This window comes from Kribbella catacumbae DSM 19601, assembly GCF_000372465.1.
In the GTDB taxonomy this organism is placed as follows: Bacteria; Actinomycetota; Actinomycetes; order Propionibacteriales; family Kribbellaceae; genus Kribbella; species Kribbella catacumbae.
The window spans coordinates 20,408-37,009 of the sequence record NZ_AQUZ01000055.1; the positions used below are offsets into that span (position 1 = coordinate 20,408).

Below are 16,602 nucleotides of genomic sequence, written 5' to 3' on the forward strand. Positions count from 1 at the left end.
CCCATCTCAGGGCGGATTTCTGTCCCGACCGACAGGACATAGTGCTCGCATTGGGGCTGGCTGCCGCTTCCGTGAGCGTGGCGCCCGGCCGAACAACCGACTATGTCCTGTCGGTCGGGACGGCAGAACAGGCGAACGGGTGTTCGGCTAGTTCATCGATGGCACCGGTCTGCATAGTCGCGCGGGCCGGCTAGTGGAAGAGCTGGAGGGTTCTGTGCCAGGGGTTGGAGCGGAGGTGGGGGTTGAGGAGGGCGGCTGCGACGCAGTACTTGCTGACTTGGATCGGGCGTACTCGTAGGTCGCGCAGTACCTCGTCGGCGGCTCCTGCGCGGCCGGCTGTTTTGCTTTCGACCAGGACGGCGTGAGGTGTGACGTCCACCGTCTGGTGGCGGCTGCTGAAGCGTAGGTCGATGTCGCAAGTGAGTCGAGCATGCCCATCGGGGTCCACCAGCGTGCTTCGTCGGTACGTCGTACTCAGCACCGGTCCGAGCCCAGTTTCAGCCTGTACGCCGTACTGCGTGCGCAACTGCTCAGCCAGGAAGTCCTGCGCCGCGGGCGTCAGCCGGGCGCGATCCTCCAGCGCATAAGGCATCCGCGACTTGACCGTCTCCGAGCGGTTGCCTTTCAGCTTGACCTCGAGGCTGCACTCATCGCTATCCAGGTAAGCGCGAGTCCTGAGCTTGTACCGGCGCCTCCGCCGCTGCACATGGTCCAGGTAGAGCTGGTGATCGGGAGTATCGAAGTACACCGACTCGTACCCGAAGGTGCGCTTCCCGTCGATCTGCAGAGCTGCGAACCGATCCCGCAGTCGCACTGTCAGCTCGATGAAGGTCTCAAGAGGCACCAGGTACTTGCGATCGATCCGCACCTGCAGGGCCGCCTCGGCGAGTACGTCGGCCAGCGTGATCGGCTGGAAGGGCTCGAGCGCGCCGGTCATCGCCGCCACCGTTCGACGCGCCGTCATGACGCGTACTGGTGGACGGGGACGGCGTTGACCGCCCTCGGCGCCGGCGGGCGGATCCGGTAGCGGACATCCACCACCGTGGTGTCGGTGACCAGATCCAGATCGAGGACGACGAAGTGCTTGATGTCCGCGCGCAGCAATGTTTCCAGGACCGGCCCGACCTCCCGGACGTCCGGGTAGGCACGATCGAGGATGACCTTCTGCCGCCGTGACCGGCTGGTCAGTCGCGGGTGGTCGACGACGTACATGACCGCCACGAGCAGAAAGCTCAGCGTCGGCGCGAGCCAGAACGGGCCGGGATGCAGGCCGTTCACCAGCCCCATCGCGAGCGCGATGAAGTAGTACGCCACTTCCTCCTGGGTGATCGAGTCCGAGCGCAGCCGGATGATCGAGAGGATGCCGAACAGGCCGAGGCCGAGCCCCATCCCGGCGCCGCTGCCGGCCAGCATCGCGGTGACGGCGAGCACGCCGATGTTCAACGCGACATAGGCCAGCAGCAGGTCACGCCGGTGATAGCGGCGGAAGTAGGTGCCATAGGCAAGTAGTGCGATCGCCAGCAGGTCGGCCGGTACGGTGAATCCCAGACCCGTCATCATGCTTTCCTCTCAAGGGGTGGTGAGATCTCCACCCTCACGGCCGGCCGTGAGAGCTGGCTGAGGCCGTGATGAGAGAGTTCTAAGGTCGCAGCCGGTAGCCCATTCCGCGCACGGTCTGGATCCGGTCCTGGCCGAGCTTGCGGCGCAGGTACCGGATGTAGACGTCGACGACGTTGGAGCCCGGGTCGAAGTCGAAACCCCAGACCTGGGAGAGCAGTTGTTCGCGCGACAGCACCTGATCCGGATGCCGGCAGAACACCTCGGCCAGCAGGAACTCCCGCGCCGTGAGCTCGACTGTCCGGCCGTCGACCAGCGCTCGCCGGGTGCGCAGGTCGAGGCCCAGATCGCCTACCTGCAAGACGTTCGCGTCCGCAGTACCGGAACTGTCGCTGCGCAGCCGTAGCCTGACTCGCGCCAGCAGTTCCTCGAAAGCGAACGGTTTGGCGAGGTAGTCGTCCGCGCCGCTCTCCAGGCCGGCCACCGTGTCGCGCACACTGTCCCGAGCGGTCAGGATCACGACCGGCATCGTGACTCTTGCCTCGCGCAACCGTCGCAGGACCGTGAAGCCGTCCACCCGGGGCAGCCCGATGTCGAGCACCAGCAGGTCGTAGCTCCCGCTCACGGCTTCGGAGTACGCCGTCTCGCCGTCGCCGACCACCGTCGTCACGAACCCGTTGCCCCGTAGGCCCCGTTCGACGAAGGACGCGATCCGCTCCTCGTCCTCGGCGATCAAGATCCGGTTCATCCACGCACCTCCGGAAGAGTCAGTTCGAAACGCGCACCTGGTCCATCGTGGGCAACGACCCGTACGTCGCCGCCGTGCGCCCGGGCGATCGAGCGGACGATCGACAACCCCAGTCCGGCCCCCTCGGTGCGGACCTGCTCGTCGCCGCGGACGAATCTCTCGAAGATCCGCTCGGCGTCCGCGGCCGCGATCCCGCTCCCCGAATCGGCAACCCACAACACCACCTGATCCGTCTCCACCCGCGATCCGACCGCGATCCGGTCGCCGGTCTTCGTGTGCCGCACCGCGTTCGACACCAGCTGCATCAGCGCCTGGGTCAGCCGCTGCCCGTCGGCGACGATCACCGCGTCGGCGGTCTCGTCCACCCGCCAGGTCCGGTCGGCCAGCGGCCGCGCCTTCGCGACCACCTCCACCACCAGCTCGGTCAGGTTGACCTCGGCCGGTGCGAGGAAGTCGGGCCGGTCGCTCTTGGCCAGCACCAGCAGATCGTCGACCATCCGGTTCATCCGGACCAGCTCGTCCAGCACCAGCGCCTTGGTCTCGGCGCGGTCGGCCGGATCGTCACTCATCAGCTCCAGGTGGCCGCGGATCACCGTGATCGGCGTCCGCAGTTCGTGCCCGGCGTTGTCGGCGAACTCCCGTTGCGCCACGAACGCGACCTCCAGCCGGTCCAGCATCGTGTTGAAGGTCCGGGCCAGTTGCGCCACATCATCGTTGCCGACGACATCGATCCGGCGGCGGAGATCCGATTCGCCGATCTGCTCCGCGGTGGTACGAAGCTGCCGGATGGGGGCCAGCACGCGTCCGGTGACCAGCCAGCAGGCCCCGGCGGCCATCGCAAGGGTGAGCGCACCGATGATGGCGAGCGCCCGCGCCGCATCCTCCGACGGCTGCGCGATCATGTCGCGGAACTCGAGCACCACCAACTGGGCCCGCACGGGTTGCGTGCCGATCCGCATCGGCAGTACGCCGTACCGGACCTTGCCGGCGCTGCTCTGGACCCACCCGTACTCCGGTTCGGTGGCTCCTGCGATCCGCTGGACGAAGGCGGCGTCGGCGTCGAGCCGGGCCTGCGGCGAGCCCTGGCCGCGACGGTACGGGCGGCCGTCGACGATGCTGAAGAATGTCTCGGAGTCATCGGGCAGATTGAGCTGCAGCCAGCGTTCGAGCAGCTCCTCCGGCGTACGGAACGCACCGGCCGACGGCGAGGCGACATAGCTGCGGAACTTGTTGGCCTCGTGGCTCAGCTCGTCGTCGGCGGCCGAGTCGGCGCGAGCGGCGAGGACTTGCCAGGTCAGGAAGACGACGGCGCCCAGGGCCAGGGCCAGTACACCGAGCATCCAGGAGATGATCCGCAGCCGGGCGCTGATGACCGGCCGGCTCAACCGGACCACCGGTCAGTCATCGTCGTCCAGGTCATCCGCATCGTCGTCGGGGTCGTCCTGGCCGGCCGTCCGGGGCGAGGCCGGCGGAACCAGGCCCGCGCCGGGCTCCGGCGGTGAAGTCGGTGTCGTCGTCGGCGTGCCCGGTGCACCAGCAGGTATGACCACGGTCTCGCCGAGCTCAGGCGCGGACCGATCCAGGTATCGCGGCAGCACGAACCCGGCCACCGCCAGGACGACGGCGACTACCCCGTAGACCACTCGTGGAGATCGCATACTCAAACTCTGCGATCCCTCCCGAAGAACCGCATGAGCCGAACATTACAGATCTCTCATCTAGCCGCTGATGGGCGACTCGAAAACCAGCAGCTCGGTGCCGGCGGTCTCTTCGCCGTCGTCGGGGGCGGTGAAGAGGCGCAGTTTGCTGCCGTCCACCTCCAGCGCCACCGGGTTGCGGGTCACCGAGTGGCCGGCGGCGGAGTACGACGGGAAGGGGATCTCGTGCAGGATCCGGTTGTCGTCCTTCAGGTCGAGCAGGGCGAGGCCGCCGAGCTCGAAGTTGCCACCTGTCGGCGTCTTGAGCCCGGTGACTCCGCCGCACAGCTGCTTGCTGCGGCTGACGTAGTCACAGTCCTGGTAGTCGAGCAGGTGGCTCTGGTTCGCCTTTGCCGCCAACTGCTTGCCGGAGGCTGTCCACTGATAGAGCGTCCGCGATCCCCAGCTGACGCCGTGCACCAGCCCGGTACGCCGATCCCGCACCACCCCGCCGACGTGATCGCGGACCCGGAACTCCTCGGTCACGCGGTAGTTCTTCGGGTTGATCTTGTAGACGATCGCCCGCGAGTTCGGCCGGTACTCCGCGCTCGGCACCCACACGTTCTCGCCATCGAAGTCGATCCCGCCCGGGTGGTACGCCGTACCCTCGCCGACCCGGATGTCCTTCTTGAGATTGCCCTGGCGATCCAGCACGAAGACGTGCCCGATCCCCTTACCCGGGCTCCGGTCATAGCCATCCACCGGCACCGGGTAGCGCACCGGCGCCTCGAGTACCTCGACGCTGGACAGGAAGATCAGATCCCCCACCAGCGCAAACCCCTGCGGGTGGTACGTCGGAAACCGCAACGGAATCCGCGCAACCTGCGCCCACGCAGTACTACGCGTTGTCCCCTCGAACGCCCGCGCAACCTGGTCATCCCGCCCGGCGGCATCGGCCCCCACCACACTCAACCCCGCCACCAGCACCCCGGCCAACACGCTCGCCAGCACTGTCTTCCTACGCATCACGACTCTCCTGTCAGACTGACCTGTATGGACTCTGGGATCACTGTCACTGGGACCGGGCAAGCTACTGCGCCGGCTGACCTGCTGCGTCTGACTTTGAGTGTCGGGCATGATGCGGCCGACGTTGCGGCTGCCGTCGCACAAGTTGCCTTACGGACCGATGCTGTTCACGCGGCGTTGAGCGCGCAAGGGGTCGCGGCCGAGGAAATCGAGACCAGCTCGGTCAATGTCTATCCGCAGTACGCCGACTCGATGGCCGTGGCGGGGTACCGTGCCTCTCACTCGCTGACCGTGAAGACCAGGGACCTGACCGGCTTCGGCCGGCTGCTGAACGCGGCGGTAGATGCCGCAGGCAACAATCTCGGACTGGACCATCTGCAGTTCGACGTCGCGGACAAGCTGCCGCTGATGGAACGGGCGCGCGAGCTCGCCTTCGCCCAGGCGCGGACGAAAGCCGCCCAGCTGGCCGCGCTGGCGGATCAGTCACTGGGCTCCATCGCCGCCGTCGCCGAGAGTTACAGTCACGCGCCGTTCGCCATGCTGGGCTCCGCCGGCAAGGCCTCCGACGCCTACCGCTCCGAACTCGCGGTCACTCCTGGTGAGCAGACGATAGAGGTGTCCCTCGAAGTCCGCTGGTCCTGGGCGCGGTAGGGTGCGCCATGGCGACCAAGCGTTCCCTCGTTTCTCTGACGATCGCCGTCGGGCTGGTGCTCGCGGCTGCATCCTGCGGTGACTCCGGCAACGCCGGTACTGCGCCCAGCGCGTCGACTCCCCCGCCGAGCAGCAGTACTCCGACGCCGTCCGCGACGCCGACGCCGCCCCCCACCCTGACTCCTCCGCCCCCGCCGGCCGCCAAACCGCGGACCGTGCCGGAGCTGACGAAGGCGCTGTTCGCGTTGCCCGATCTCCCGGCCGGTTTCTCGATCGACACCGAGGCCGAGGAGGACGACTCCAAGCTGTCGTCGAAGGAGGCCCGCTGCAAGGATCTCGTCCTGCTCTTCAACGCGAAGGCCTCGCCGGGCGCGAAGGCCAGCGTGAACCGCTCGTTCACCGGCGGCCAGCAGGGCCCGTACTTCGACCAGCAGCTGGACGCGATGGGCTCCCCGGCCGCGGTCACCGCGCTGCTCACCCGGGTCCGGACCGCGATCAAGTCCTGCAAGCAGGCCAAGCTCACCATCCCGGGCGTTGGCAGCTCGACGATGATGATCAGCGAGATCTCCGTACCGCAGGCCGGGACCAACCCGGTCGGAGCGCGGTTCGCCGCGTCCGGCGGCGCACTGGACGGTCTCGAGGCGGTGTTCGCCTTCACCGGGATCGGTGACGTCGCGCTCGCGATGAGCTTCGACAGCGGCGACATCGAGGGCCCGTTCGGCGACGCGGCCGCCAAGGCGATCAAGACGCTCGGTACGGCCAAGAGCGGCACCTGACAGGTGGCCGGGACCTACGCGGTCAGCGACGTCCACGGTCACCCGGAGAAGCTGACCGCGGCGCTCCACGAGGCCGGTCTGATCGACGCCGGGGGCAACTGGTCGGACCAGGATGTCCGGCTGTGGTTCCTGGGCGACTTCTTCGACCGCGGCCCGGACGGCGTCGGCGTACTGGCGCTGGTCCGGCGCCTGGTGGCGCAGGCCGAGGCTGGTCGGGGTGAGGTCAAGGTGCTGCTCGGCAACCACGAGATCCTGGCCTTGGGGATGCGTAAGTTCGGCGACACCTTCGTTCCGCACGAGGGCATCACCTCGCGCAGTTTCGAGCGCAGCTGGGCGCTGAACGGCGGCCAGGACCGCGACCAGGAACTGCTCACCGACGACGACGTCGCCTGGCTGCTGGACCAGCCGATGCTCGGGCTGGACGCCGATCACCTGCTGATGCACTCCGACACCGAGGAGTACCTCGCGTGGGGTGACACGATCGACGAGATCAACGCGACCGTGCACGCCGAGCTGCACACCGACGACATCGTCGTCTGGTGGGAGATCTGGCGCCGGATGACGTCGCGGTACGCCTTCCGCGGCGAGGTCGGGCCGGTGATCGCCGCCGAACTGCTCGAACGGCTCGGCGGCCGCCGGATCGTGCACGGCCACAGCATCGTGGCCGACCAGCTCGGCATCGACCCGGCGTACCTGACCGGCCCACTCCTGTACGCCGACGGCCTGGCCCTCGGCATCGACGGCGGCACCTTCGACGGCGGGCCGTGCCTGGTCGTCAAACTCCTGCCGATCTGACGGAATGCCGCACGCCCCGGGCTGGTTGTCGGTTGAGGTAGATGCCGTACGCCCTTTGGAGCTGAGACATGTCTGACAAGCCGGTCAAGATTCCTGGTCCCGACCACCCGATCACGGTGGAGAAGAACCCGGACCGGGTGGTCGTCAAGGTCGCCGGCCAGGTGATCGCGGACAGTCGTGACGCGCTGTCACTGCAGGAGGCCAGCTACCCGGCCGTGCAGTACATCCCGCGCAAGGACGTCGACCTGACCCAACTGCAGCGCACCGAGAACCAGACCTACTGCCCCTACAAGGGCGAAGCCAACTACTTCAGCATCCCGGCCGGCGGCGAGCAGACCGTGAATGCCGTCTGGACCTACGAGAACCCGTACGAGGCGGTAGCCGACATCCGCGACCACCTCGCTTTCTACCCCGACCGCGTCGACCTCGAGATCCTGGCCGACTGACCGAATACTGACAAGAGTTGGGGCGCGGGTCGTTCGGGCTGGGTTGTTGCCCGTACCGTTGGAGGGATGAGCAATACCGAGCGGACCCGCCCACGCACCCTCGCCGAGGCACTGCGCGGCTGGGACGACCTTGCCCTCGGCCAGTTGCTCCGGCACCGGCCAGACCTGGCGACACCGATCCCTGCCGACACAGGCCAGCTTGCGGCCCGTGCAACCACCAACGCTTCCGCAGCACGCGCGATCAACCGGCTCGACGAGTTCAGTGTCGACCTGCTGGAAGCCCTGTCCGCTCTGACTGAGCCTGTCGACGTCGAGGCCCTGGCGAAAGGTGTCGACCAGTCCGTCGAGATCGTGCAGCCGCGGGTGACCGAGCTGCTCGCTCTCGCGCTCGTCTGGGGCACTGAGGACGACCTCCGCCCGATCAGGGCCGTGCACGAGCTCCTGGGGCCGACACCGGCCGGGCTCGGACCGCTCACCACCCGGCACTTCGGCGATCTGGACCAGCTGATCGAGGATGCCGGTCCGGAAGCCCGTGAGGTGCTCGAGAAACTCACATGGGGGCCGCCCACCGGCACAGTCGAGAAGGCTGAGCGCCCGGTGACGATCGCCTCCGCCCGTTCCCCGATCGAGCAGCTACTGGCGCGCGGCCTCGTAGTACCGAAGGACGCCACCACTGTCGTGTTGCCTCGGCAGATCGGCCTGCACCTGCGTGGTGGGCGTGTGCTGGCTTCGACAAGGCCAACACCGCCTCCGCTCGACGGCAAGCCGATCTCGAGGTCGATAGCTGACCGTGCCGCTGCTGGCGCTGCGCTAGACCTAGTACGTCTGGTCGATCGCGCCCTTGAGCAGCTAGGCACAGATCCCCCACCGGTACTGCGTACTGGCGGCGTCGGCGTGCGGGAACTCCGCGGCCTCGCCACCAAGATCGGCGCTGACGAGCAGACCGCCGGAGCCGTCCTAGAGATCGCGTACTCCGCTGGGCTGGTTGCCGGCGTTGAGGTCGGCACCACTGAGCTGTGGTTGCCCACTGGGGCGTATGACGACTGGCTGGAGCTCGACACCGCTCACCGGTGGGCTGTGCTGGTCAACGCCTGGTTCACCGGGCTGCGGGCGATAGGGCTGATCGGTCGGCGTGACAGTGGCGGTGCGACCGCAGCTGCGCGCGACCGGCTGGTGAACGCGCTAGCGCCCGACCAGGAGCGACTGCTGGCTCCTGAGATCAGGCTGCTCACCTTGCAGGCGCTGTCGGAGGCTGCTGACGGCACTGCGCCAGCGATCGAGTCCGTAGTCACATGGGTTGCGTGGCACCGGCCACGGCGGGGTGGGCAGTTCCGGGACGACCTGGTCGAGTGGACTATCACCGAGGCCGCTCTGCTGGGGTTGACCGGGCTGGGCGCGCTTGCCGCCCATGCGGCCGTGCTGCTGAGGGATGAGCCGACTACTGACGACCTGGCCGCTGCCATCCAGCCACTGGTGCCGGAGCCGGTCTCGGAGGTGCTGCTGCAGGCCGATCTGACTGCGGTCGCGCCTGGGCCGCTCGTGCGCGTAGTACAGGATGAGCTGGCTGCTATGGCTGACATGGAGTCCCACGGAGGCGGCGGGGTCTACCGCTTCAGTGAGAGCTCTGTCCGGCGGGCCTTCGACCTCGGGCGGACCAGTGAGCAGCTGCATGTGTGGCTGGCGGACCACTCCCGGACGCCGGTCCCGCAGCCGCTCACGTACTTGATCGACGACGTCGCCCGGCGGCACGGCGTACTGCGAATCGGCGCCGCGTCGACGTACCTGCGGTGTGACGACGAGAACGTGCTCAACGGACTCCTGAGCGCCAACCTGCCCGGTATCCGGTTCCGCCGCCTCGCACCGACCGTGGTGGTCTCCCCCTCGCCCCCCGACCTCGTCCTGAGCCGGCTGCGCGACGCGGGGCTCGCGCCCCTCGGCGAGACCTTCGACGGCGTCGTCCACGTCACCACCACCGGCAACCGGCGCGGCGAGCCACCGCGCCGCCGTACCAGCCGCGACTTCGCCGACAACGCGCTCGACCTCACCGAAGACCAGGTCAAGGCCGTCATCGAGAAAGTTCGCTCCGGGGACCGGGTCGCCGCCGAACGGCCGGCCGAACACACCTCGGGCGACACCATCGCTCCCGCCGAGACGATCAGCGTGCTCAGCGAGGCGGCCGAGGCCCACACCCGCACGTGGATCTCGTACGTCGACCACAACGGCACCCCGGCCGAACGCATCGTCGAGCCGGTCCGGGTCGCCGACGGCTGGCTCACGGCGTACGACGAAGACGCGGACCAGCCACGCACGTACGCCCTGCACCGGATCGCGACAGCGCGCCCAGTAGAGAAGTAGTCAGCCGCGGGAGCGGAGCATGCGGGTGACGAGGTCCGCCCGCTCCAGCAGGCTCGACCGGACGACCGGGATGGCGTCCGCGACCAGGGACTGCGCTGTATCCACGTAGCTCGCTGAGATCCCGAACAGAGGGAACAGCAGCTTCGTGTACGTCATCGCCGGCATCATCCCGCCGTCGTGGATCTCGGGGAGCAGTTCGAGATAGGCCGCGGTGAACGGCTTCAGGAGCTCGTCCGTCCGGATCCCTGGCGAGCAAGGCCTCCGCCTCGGCAGTGGTGTCGCCGCCGAGCTGAGCCTTGCGCACCAGTGCTCGCCACTGCAGATCGACGTCGTCGCCGGCCTCGGCCTGAAGCCAGGCAACCGCTTCTAGATCACCGGCAGTCTTGGCGAAGCCGCGCAGTGCCACTTGGCCGGCAAGGCTTCGGCACGTGGCGGCGACCTCGGCCATCAGCGCGTCCCGCCCTGACTCCGAGCTCCACAACACCGCGACATCGGCCGCCCGGTTGAGATGCGGCTCGATCAGCGACTCGGAAGTCTCGACCGCCAGTACTCCGGTCAGGCACCGAACCACCTCGCCGGCAGTCGCTTCACCGGTGATCAGCAGGTACCGCGCGAAGAGATCCCACTCCGCCCTGGTCGGCGTACTCCGGCGCAGGAACCAGTCGGACCAGGTGACGCAGCCGGAGTTCTCCATCGCGCCGGGGAACTCCGGAGTGAAGACCTGGTCGTATTTGCGTTGCGGGAAACGCATCCCGAACACCTTGGTGAAGAACTCGAAACCCTGGGCGGTGAGAGTGAAGAGCTCGTCGGCGTCGCGATCCAGGATCGACGCGAGCGACTGGCGGGCGAAGAGACCCAGGTCGTGGCCGGCTCCTTCGCGACGCAGTTCGTAGTACGGGCCGGCGTTGATCACCAGGTTGTACGTCGACAGCGGCGGGGTCGGTGGGAAGGTCCAGCGCCGGGTCGCACCGAGGGACTCGATCTGCGGGTCGCCGCTGTTGGTCAGGACCATCCACTCGGCTGGAGCGGTCACCGTGGCCACGATGAGGAGGTTGTCGGCGGCCAGCGCGGACAGTGTGATCCGCCCGTCGACAGCCTGCGGCAACGCGCTGCCGTTGAGCGTGGCGCTCTCGATCTCAGCGACACAGTCGACGAAGGTCTCGGCACCCGGATCGCTACAGGTGAACGCGATTGTCGACGTACAGACGACTCGCGAGCCGGCGGGCAGGTCGGTCAGGTCGACGGCGACGTCGTACCGATGGACCGAGAGCAGCCTGGAACGTTCCTGTGCCTCACCTTGCGTAAGGCTCATGACTCCTCCAAATCTGACCCGGTCGCAGGGGTCGCCTGAGGTGAGCGTACCTTCGGGAAACGGGTGTGTGAGGCACCTAAACACACAAGCTACTTCCGCCCGAATACGGAGTTCTCACGTGTCAATGCCTGTATCTCGTCGTGCCGTTTTGTTCGGAGTCCCCGCGACGGCCGCTGGGGTAGCAGCACCCGGCCTGCTGTCGAGCGCCTCGGCGCAGACGCCGCATCAGAGCCCGATCGACATCCACACCTTCCATGCGGTGAACAGCCCGGCGCTGCCCGCGTTGCACGTTCACTACCCGTCCGCGCTCGATCTGTCGGTCCGCTACGAGAGCAAGGACGGCGGCCAGACCGGCGGTTGCGAGACGCGGACCGCCGAGGAGACCGTGCTGTCCGAGATCCCGGCCGGCGCGGCGTGGGTGACGGTCGGCGGGGTCCGGTACGACCTGGCCAACTTCCACTTCCACACCCGCTCCGAGCACCGGCTGAACGGCCGGCAGTTCCCCTTGGAGCAGCACTTCGTGCACCTTGGGCCCAACGGCGAGAAGCTCGTCGTCGCGCTGTTCATCACCACCGGCGGTGCCGGTGGGACCTTGCAGGACAAGGTGCTGGCCACGGTGCCGGAGGAGTGCGACGAGGACGTGCACATCCCGCACGCCAACCTGGCGAGCGCGCTGCCGCGGGATCTGTCCACCTACCGCTACGAAGGTTCGCTCACCACCGCGCCGTACAGCGAGCCGGTCTCCTGGCTGGTCCTCAACCACCACCGGCAGATCCTCCCGGCCTCGCTGAGCCACTTCCAGACCCGCTTCCCCGATGGCGACAGCCGCGCGGTCCAGCCCCTGAACGGCCGCACGGTCAAGTACCGCCCGCAGCACAACTGAGAAGGCCGTTTGGCGGGACGAGGCACAATGGAGGGTCGGGCGGGGTGTTCTGCCCGTAGCTGGTGACGGGAGAAGCTGTAGTGACCGACGGGCCGTTGATTGTTCAGTCCGACAAGACCTTGTTGCTGGAGACCGCTCATCCGGAGGCGACGGACTGCCGGAAGGCGATCGCGCCGTTCGCTGAGCTGGAGCGGGCGCCCGAGCACGTGCACACCTACCGGCTGACGCCGCTGGGCCTGTGGAACGCTCGGGCGGCCGGCCACGACGCCGAGCAAGTGATCGACGTACTGCTGCGCTACAGCCGGTACCCCGTGCCTCACTCGCTGCTGGTCGACATCGCCGAGACCCTGGACCGCTACGGGCGGCTCAGGCTGGAGAAGCACCCGCAGCACGGGCTGGTCCTCGTCACGACCGACCGGCCGGTCCTGGAGGAGGTACTGCGCTCCGCCAAGATCAAGCCGATGATCGGCGCCCGGATCGACGACGACACCGTGATGGTGCACCCGTCCGAGCGCGGCCACCTGAAGCAGACCCTGCTGAAGATCGGCTGGCCGGCCGAGGACCTCGCCGGGTACGTCGACGGCGAGGCGCACAAGATCGACCTGGTCCGGGACGGCTGGGACCTCCGGCCGTACCAGCAGCAGGCGACCGACGCGTTCTGGCACGGCGGCTCGGGAGTCGTGGTGCTGCCGTGTGGAGCGGGCAAGACGATCGTCGGCGCGGCCGCGATGGCGCAGGCGTCGGCGACCACCCTGATCCTGGTGACGAACACCGTGTCCGCGCGGCAGTGGAAGGACGAGCTGCTCAAGCGGACCACGCTGACCGAGGAAGAGATCGGCGAGTACTCCGGTGCGCGCAAGGAGGTCCGGCCGGTCACCATCGCGACGTACCAGGTGATGACGACCCGGCGGAAGGGCGTCTACACGCACCTGGAGCTGCTCGACGCGCGCGACTGGGGCCTGATCGTGTACGACGAGGTGCACCTGCTGCCGGCCCCGATCTTCCGGATGACGGCGGATCTGCAGACCCGGCGGCGGATCGGGCTGACCGCGACGCTGGTCCGCGAGGACGGACGCGAGGGCGACGTGTTCTCGCTGATCGGGCCGAAGCGGTACGACGCGCCGTGGAAGGACATCGAGGCGCAAGGCTGGATCGCGCCGGCGGACTGCGTCGAAGTACGGGTCGATCTGGAGCAGACCGAGCGGTTCGTCTATGCGACCGCCGAGCCGGAGGACCGGTACCGGCTGGCCGCGTCGACACCGGCCAAGTCCCGGCTGGTCCAGCGGATCGCCGAGCACCACAAGGGTGAGCCGATGCTGGTGATCGGCCAGTACATCGATCAGCTCGACGAGCTCGGTGAGCGGCTGGAATGCCCGGTGATCAAGGGCGAGACGACGGTGAAGGAACGGCAGCGGCTATTCCAGGCGTTCCGGACCGGCGAGATCGACCGGCTGGTGGTCAGCAAGGTCGCCAACTTCTCCATCGACCTGCCCGAGGCGTCGGTCGCCATCCAGGTCTCCGGCACCTTCGGCTCCCGCCAGGAAGAAGCCCAGCGCCTGGGCCGCGTACTACGCCCGAAGGGTGACGGCCGGACCGCCCGCTTCTACTCCATCGTCGCCCGCGACACCGTAGACGCCGAATTCGCCGCCCACCGCCAACGCTTCCTAGCTGAACAGGGCTACGCGTACACCATCGTCGACGCGGAAAACCTCTTCGCCTGAGCTCAGGCGAGGCGGGTGTGGATGCCGACGAAGTGGGCCTTCATTGAGTGGGCGAAGGCTTCGGGGTGGCCGGTCTTCAGGGTGTTGAGGAGGTCTCGGTGCCAGCCGGCGGCGTCGGTGGGGGTGTAGCGGGCGCCGGGGAGGCGGGCGTCCACGTCGGCGAAGGTTCGCCAGAAGACGCTGAGGAGGTCGATGATCAAGGCGTTGCCAAGGGGTTCGTACAGAGCTTCGTGGAAGGCCCAGTCCTCGGTGGGGAAGTATTCGCCTGCTGAAGCCTTCGACTCCATCCGGGCGACGATCTCGTCCAGCTGGTCGAAGCCGGCACCGCTGAAGTGGGCGACCACCTCCTCGGCCAGGCCGACCTCGAGCGCCTGCCGGACCTCGAGGACATTCCGTACGTCGCGCAGGTCGCCCGCCATCGACTGCGACATCCGGAACGCCAGCCCGTCCTCCAGCGACTGCAGCGTCACCTGACCGACGTACGTGCCGTGGCCGTGCCGGATCTCGATGATGCCGACCGCCTGCAACGCCTTCATCGCCTCGCGCAGTGGATGCCGCCCGACGCCGAGCTGGATCATCAGCTCCTGCTCGTTGGGCAGCGGGTCGCCGGCTTTGAGGCCGCGTTCGAGGATGAACGACTTCATCTGGTCGCGGATGAAGGACTGGTTCACGGACTTACCGTAACCCGGCCCGCTCCAGCAGACCGCCGATCCGGGAGATCTCGGCGTCGTCCAGGGGAATCGACGGGTACGCCGTCAGCGGGCACGCGATCACCCCGAGCAGGAACAGCGCGACCTTGAACGCCCCGAGCGCTGCCGAGCTCGCTCCCATCCGGCTCCGATCCGCGACCTCGACGATCTCGAACAACCGGAACAGCCGGTCCTGTTCGCGCCGCGCGAGCTCGCGATCCCCGGCGGCGACGGCATCGAAGATCCGTACGTACCCGGCGGGATCGACGTTGCCCAGCCCGGGCACCACACCGTCCACGCCGAAGTCCAACGCGCAGTCGACCGTCAGCTCCGAGCCGGTCATGATCGCGAACCCGTCGAGCCCGGCGTCAGTGCGATCGAGCACCAGCTTGCGCAGGCTCGTGTCCTGGCCGCTGGAGTCCTTGACTCCGGCAAGGATCCCCTGACGACCCAGCTCGATCATCACCGCGGAGGGCAGCTTCGTTCCACCGATCCGCGACGGGATGTCGTAGGCGTAGATCGGCGTATCCTCTGCCACCGAAGCCAACCGGGTGAAGTGCCGCTCGATCTCGGCCGGATGCGTCGCCGCATAAAAGGGTGCCGTGGCAACAATCGCGTCGACGCCGGCCTTCAGCGCGGCGGAGATGTGCGCGCCGGCCCGGGCGGTGGACGTGTCGATCGCCCCGGCCAGCACCGGCACCTGACCGGCCACCTCGGAGACGACGGTCTCCAGTACGGTCTGCCGTTGCTCGTCGGTCAGGAAGGTCCCCTCACCCGACGTACCGAGCACGAAGACGCCGCGGACGCCGCCAGTCAACTGGTGCTCGACCAGCCGCGCCAGCGAGGCGGTGTCGACGTCGTACTCGGGTGTCAGCGGTGTGACGAACGGCGGCACGACACCGCTGAGCTTCTGGGCGGAAGTAGGCACAAAGATCTCCCCTGGTTCAAACGGTCAAAGCGTGGACGGATCGAAGGTGGCAAAGCGCAAAGTGGCGAAGGACGACGTCTCCCCCGCCTCGTAGAACACCCCGACCCGGCCGCCGGGCAGCGCCACCAGATCGGAGTACCCGGACATGCCCGGATGGACGACTACTCCCGGCCGCCAGCTCAGACCTGAGTCGTCGCTGACAAACACGGTCAACTCCCGCCGAACCGACGGATCCACCGGCGTGCTCAGCAGCAACCGGTCGCCGACCCGGAGCACGCTGCCCTGGATCCCGGGTGCGGTGATCTCCTTGATTCCCTCGTACTGCGAATCGAGGGTGACGCCGCCATCCGAGGAGTACGCGTGCACCCGGGCCGGGCCGGTCCCGAGGTGGTTGCGCGCGTTGAAGTAGAGCCGGCCGTCGGCGAGCTCGACCACGGTCGTCTCGTTCGCGTTGATCTCGTCGCCGTCGTTGCGATCGACGAAACCGCGCGACCAGGTCAGCCCGCCGTCGTCGCTGAAGATGCAATGCCCGCCGTTGACCCCGGTCGGCACGACCGAGTGGTTGGCCGGCACGACCAACCGGCCTTGAGCGAGCGTGATGCCATGGCATGGTCCAGTGGCGTACCAGCCCCAATCGGCCGGCTTCACCTGCGCCGTGATCTCCACCGGCTCGCTCCAGGAAGCCCCGAGGTCGGTACTGCGCTGCACGTACACCCGCCGGCCGTTCTCGGGATCGGTGCCCCGGGCAACGGAAGTCTCGATCGCGTCGGCGCCGTTCTGGCAGCTGACCAGCACGAGGTCGCCGCTGGCCGGGTCGACCATCGGCACCGGGTTGCCACACGTCTTGCCCGGAGCCGCCGAGACCACCTGGGCCGGAAGCCAGCTTAAGCCGCCATCTAGCGAGCGACGTAGGACGACCTCGATCTCACCGGCGTCAGCTGCCGAGTGCAGGCGCCCCTCACAGAACGCCAGCACCGCCTTGCCCACAGCGATTACGGCGGGAATCCGAAACGTGTGATAGCGGCTGCCGACCGGGTCGAAGACGATTTCTGGATCGCCGACTCTTGAAGACATAGGA

The 16,602-nt window shown here is 67.9% G+C and carries 17 protein-coding genes; 7 read left to right on the plus strand and 10 right to left on the minus strand.

Going from position 1 to position 16,602, the window contains the following annotated elements; translation table 11 throughout:
* Positions 1-190: 190 nt before the first annotated feature.
* The 6 genes from A3ES_RS0136850 to A3ES_RS0136875 form a co-directional block, all read right to left on the minus strand.
* A complete protein-coding gene (locus tag A3ES_RS0136850; RefSeq protein ID WP_026163550.1) occupies positions 191-964 on the minus strand; it encodes a polyphosphate polymerase domain-containing protein in 774 nt (257 codons plus the stop codon).
* Positions 961-1,557 carry a DUF4956 domain-containing protein gene (locus A3ES_RS0136855; protein ID WP_020391859.1) on the minus strand — a complete coding sequence of 199 codons (597 nt, stop codon included), beginning with the start codon at positions 1,555-1,557 and terminating at the stop codon, positions 961-963. Before A3ES_RS0136855 ends, A3ES_RS0136850 begins: the two co-directional genes overlap by 4 nt.
* An 82-nt stretch (positions 1,558-1,639) precedes the next feature.
* Positions 1,640-2,305, minus strand: coding sequence for a response regulator transcription factor (locus A3ES_RS0136860; protein ID WP_020391860.1), 666 nt, complete (start codon positions 2,303-2,305; stop codon positions 1,640-1,642).
* Entirely contained in the window at positions 2,302-3,699 is a 1,398-nt protein-coding gene (locus tag A3ES_RS0136865; RefSeq protein WP_020391861.1) for a sensor histidine kinase, read from the minus strand. Before A3ES_RS0136865 ends, A3ES_RS0136860 begins: the two co-directional genes overlap by 4 nt.
* Before the next feature lie 3 nt (positions 3,700-3,702).
* Complete coding sequence (locus A3ES_RS0136870; RefSeq protein ID WP_040456401.1) at positions 3,703-3,963, minus strand: hypothetical protein; 261 nt, start codon at positions 3,961-3,963, stop codon at positions 3,703-3,705.
* A 60-nt stretch (positions 3,964-4,023) separates the two neighbouring features.
* Positions 4,024-4,968: a DUF6454 family protein gene (locus A3ES_RS0136875; protein WP_040456402.1), complete on the minus strand. Its 945-nt coding sequence runs from the start codon at positions 4,966-4,968 to the stop codon at positions 4,024-4,026.
* Positions 4,969-4,995: 27 nt separating this feature from the next.
* Between A3ES_RS0136875 and A3ES_RS0136880 the strand changes: the two genes are divergently transcribed.
* From A3ES_RS0136880 to A3ES_RS0136900, 5 genes are all read left to right on the plus strand, one after another.
* Positions 4,996-5,619 (plus strand): SIMPL domain-containing protein, encoded by a 624-nt coding sequence (locus tag A3ES_RS0136880; RefSeq protein ID WP_020391864.1) that lies wholly within the window; start codon positions 4,996-4,998, stop codon positions 5,617-5,619.
* An 8-nt stretch (positions 5,620-5,627) separates the two neighbouring features.
* Positions 5,628-6,395, plus strand: a complete 768-nt coding sequence (locus tag A3ES_RS0136885) for a hypothetical protein (protein WP_020391865.1) — start codon at positions 5,628-5,630, stop codon at positions 6,393-6,395.
* A 3-nt stretch (positions 6,396-6,398) separates the two neighbouring features.
* The gene (locus A3ES_RS0136890; protein WP_020391866.1) at positions 6,399-7,190 is read left to right on the plus strand and encodes a metallophosphoesterase; all 792 of its coding nucleotides are present in this window, start codon (positions 6,399-6,401) and stop codon (positions 7,188-7,190) included.
* Between the two features lie 68 nt (positions 7,191-7,258).
* On the plus strand, positions 7,259-7,636 hold the full coding sequence (locus A3ES_RS0136895; protein ID WP_020391867.1) for a DUF427 domain-containing protein: 378 nt from the start codon (positions 7,259-7,261) through the stop codon (positions 7,634-7,636).
* A gap of 66 nt (positions 7,637-7,702) precedes the next feature.
* A complete protein-coding gene (locus A3ES_RS0136900) occupies positions 7,703-9,991 on the plus strand; it encodes a helicase-associated domain-containing protein (RefSeq protein WP_020391868.1) in 2,289 nt (762 codons plus the stop codon).
* On the opposite strand, the gene A3ES_RS0136905 is transcribed toward A3ES_RS0136900, so the two are convergent.
* A complete protein-coding gene (locus A3ES_RS0136905) occupies positions 9,909-11,303 on the minus strand; it encodes a gluzincin family metallopeptidase (protein ID WP_020391869.1) in 1,395 nt (464 codons plus the stop codon). The genes A3ES_RS0136900 and A3ES_RS0136905 overlap by 83 nt on opposite strands.
* Positions 11,304-11,427: 124 nt before the next feature.
* Between A3ES_RS0136905 and A3ES_RS51890 the strand changes: the two genes are divergently transcribed.
* A complete protein-coding gene (locus tag A3ES_RS51890; RefSeq protein ID WP_237745164.1) occupies positions 11,428-12,186 on the plus strand; it encodes a carbonic anhydrase family protein in 759 nt (252 codons plus the stop codon).
* Positions 12,187-12,266: 80 nt separating this feature from the next.
* A complete protein-coding gene (locus tag A3ES_RS0136915) occupies positions 12,267-13,907 on the plus strand; it encodes a DNA repair helicase XPB (RefSeq protein ID WP_020391871.1) in 1,641 nt (546 codons plus the stop codon).
* Positions 13,908-13,909: 2 nt separating this feature from the next.
* Here the strand turns inward: A3ES_RS0136915 and A3ES_RS0136920 are convergent, their stop codons facing one another.
* From A3ES_RS0136920 to A3ES_RS49750, 3 genes are read right to left on the minus strand one after another with little or no spacing between them, the layout of a single operon-like run.
* Positions 13,910-14,578: a FadR/GntR family transcriptional regulator gene (locus A3ES_RS0136920; RefSeq protein ID WP_020391872.1), complete on the minus strand. Its 669-nt coding sequence runs from the start codon at positions 14,576-14,578 to the stop codon at positions 13,910-13,912.
* Between the two features lie 4 nt (positions 14,579-14,582).
* A complete protein-coding gene (locus A3ES_RS0136925; RefSeq protein WP_020391873.1) occupies positions 14,583-15,524 on the minus strand; it encodes a dihydrodipicolinate synthase family protein in 942 nt (313 codons plus the stop codon).
* A gap of 24 nt (positions 15,525-15,548) precedes the next feature.
* Positions 15,549-16,598 (minus strand): sialidase family protein, encoded by a 1,050-nt coding sequence (locus tag A3ES_RS49750; RefSeq protein WP_063746039.1) that lies wholly within the window; start codon positions 16,596-16,598, stop codon positions 15,549-15,551.
* Positions 16,599-16,602 lie beyond the last annotated feature (4 nt).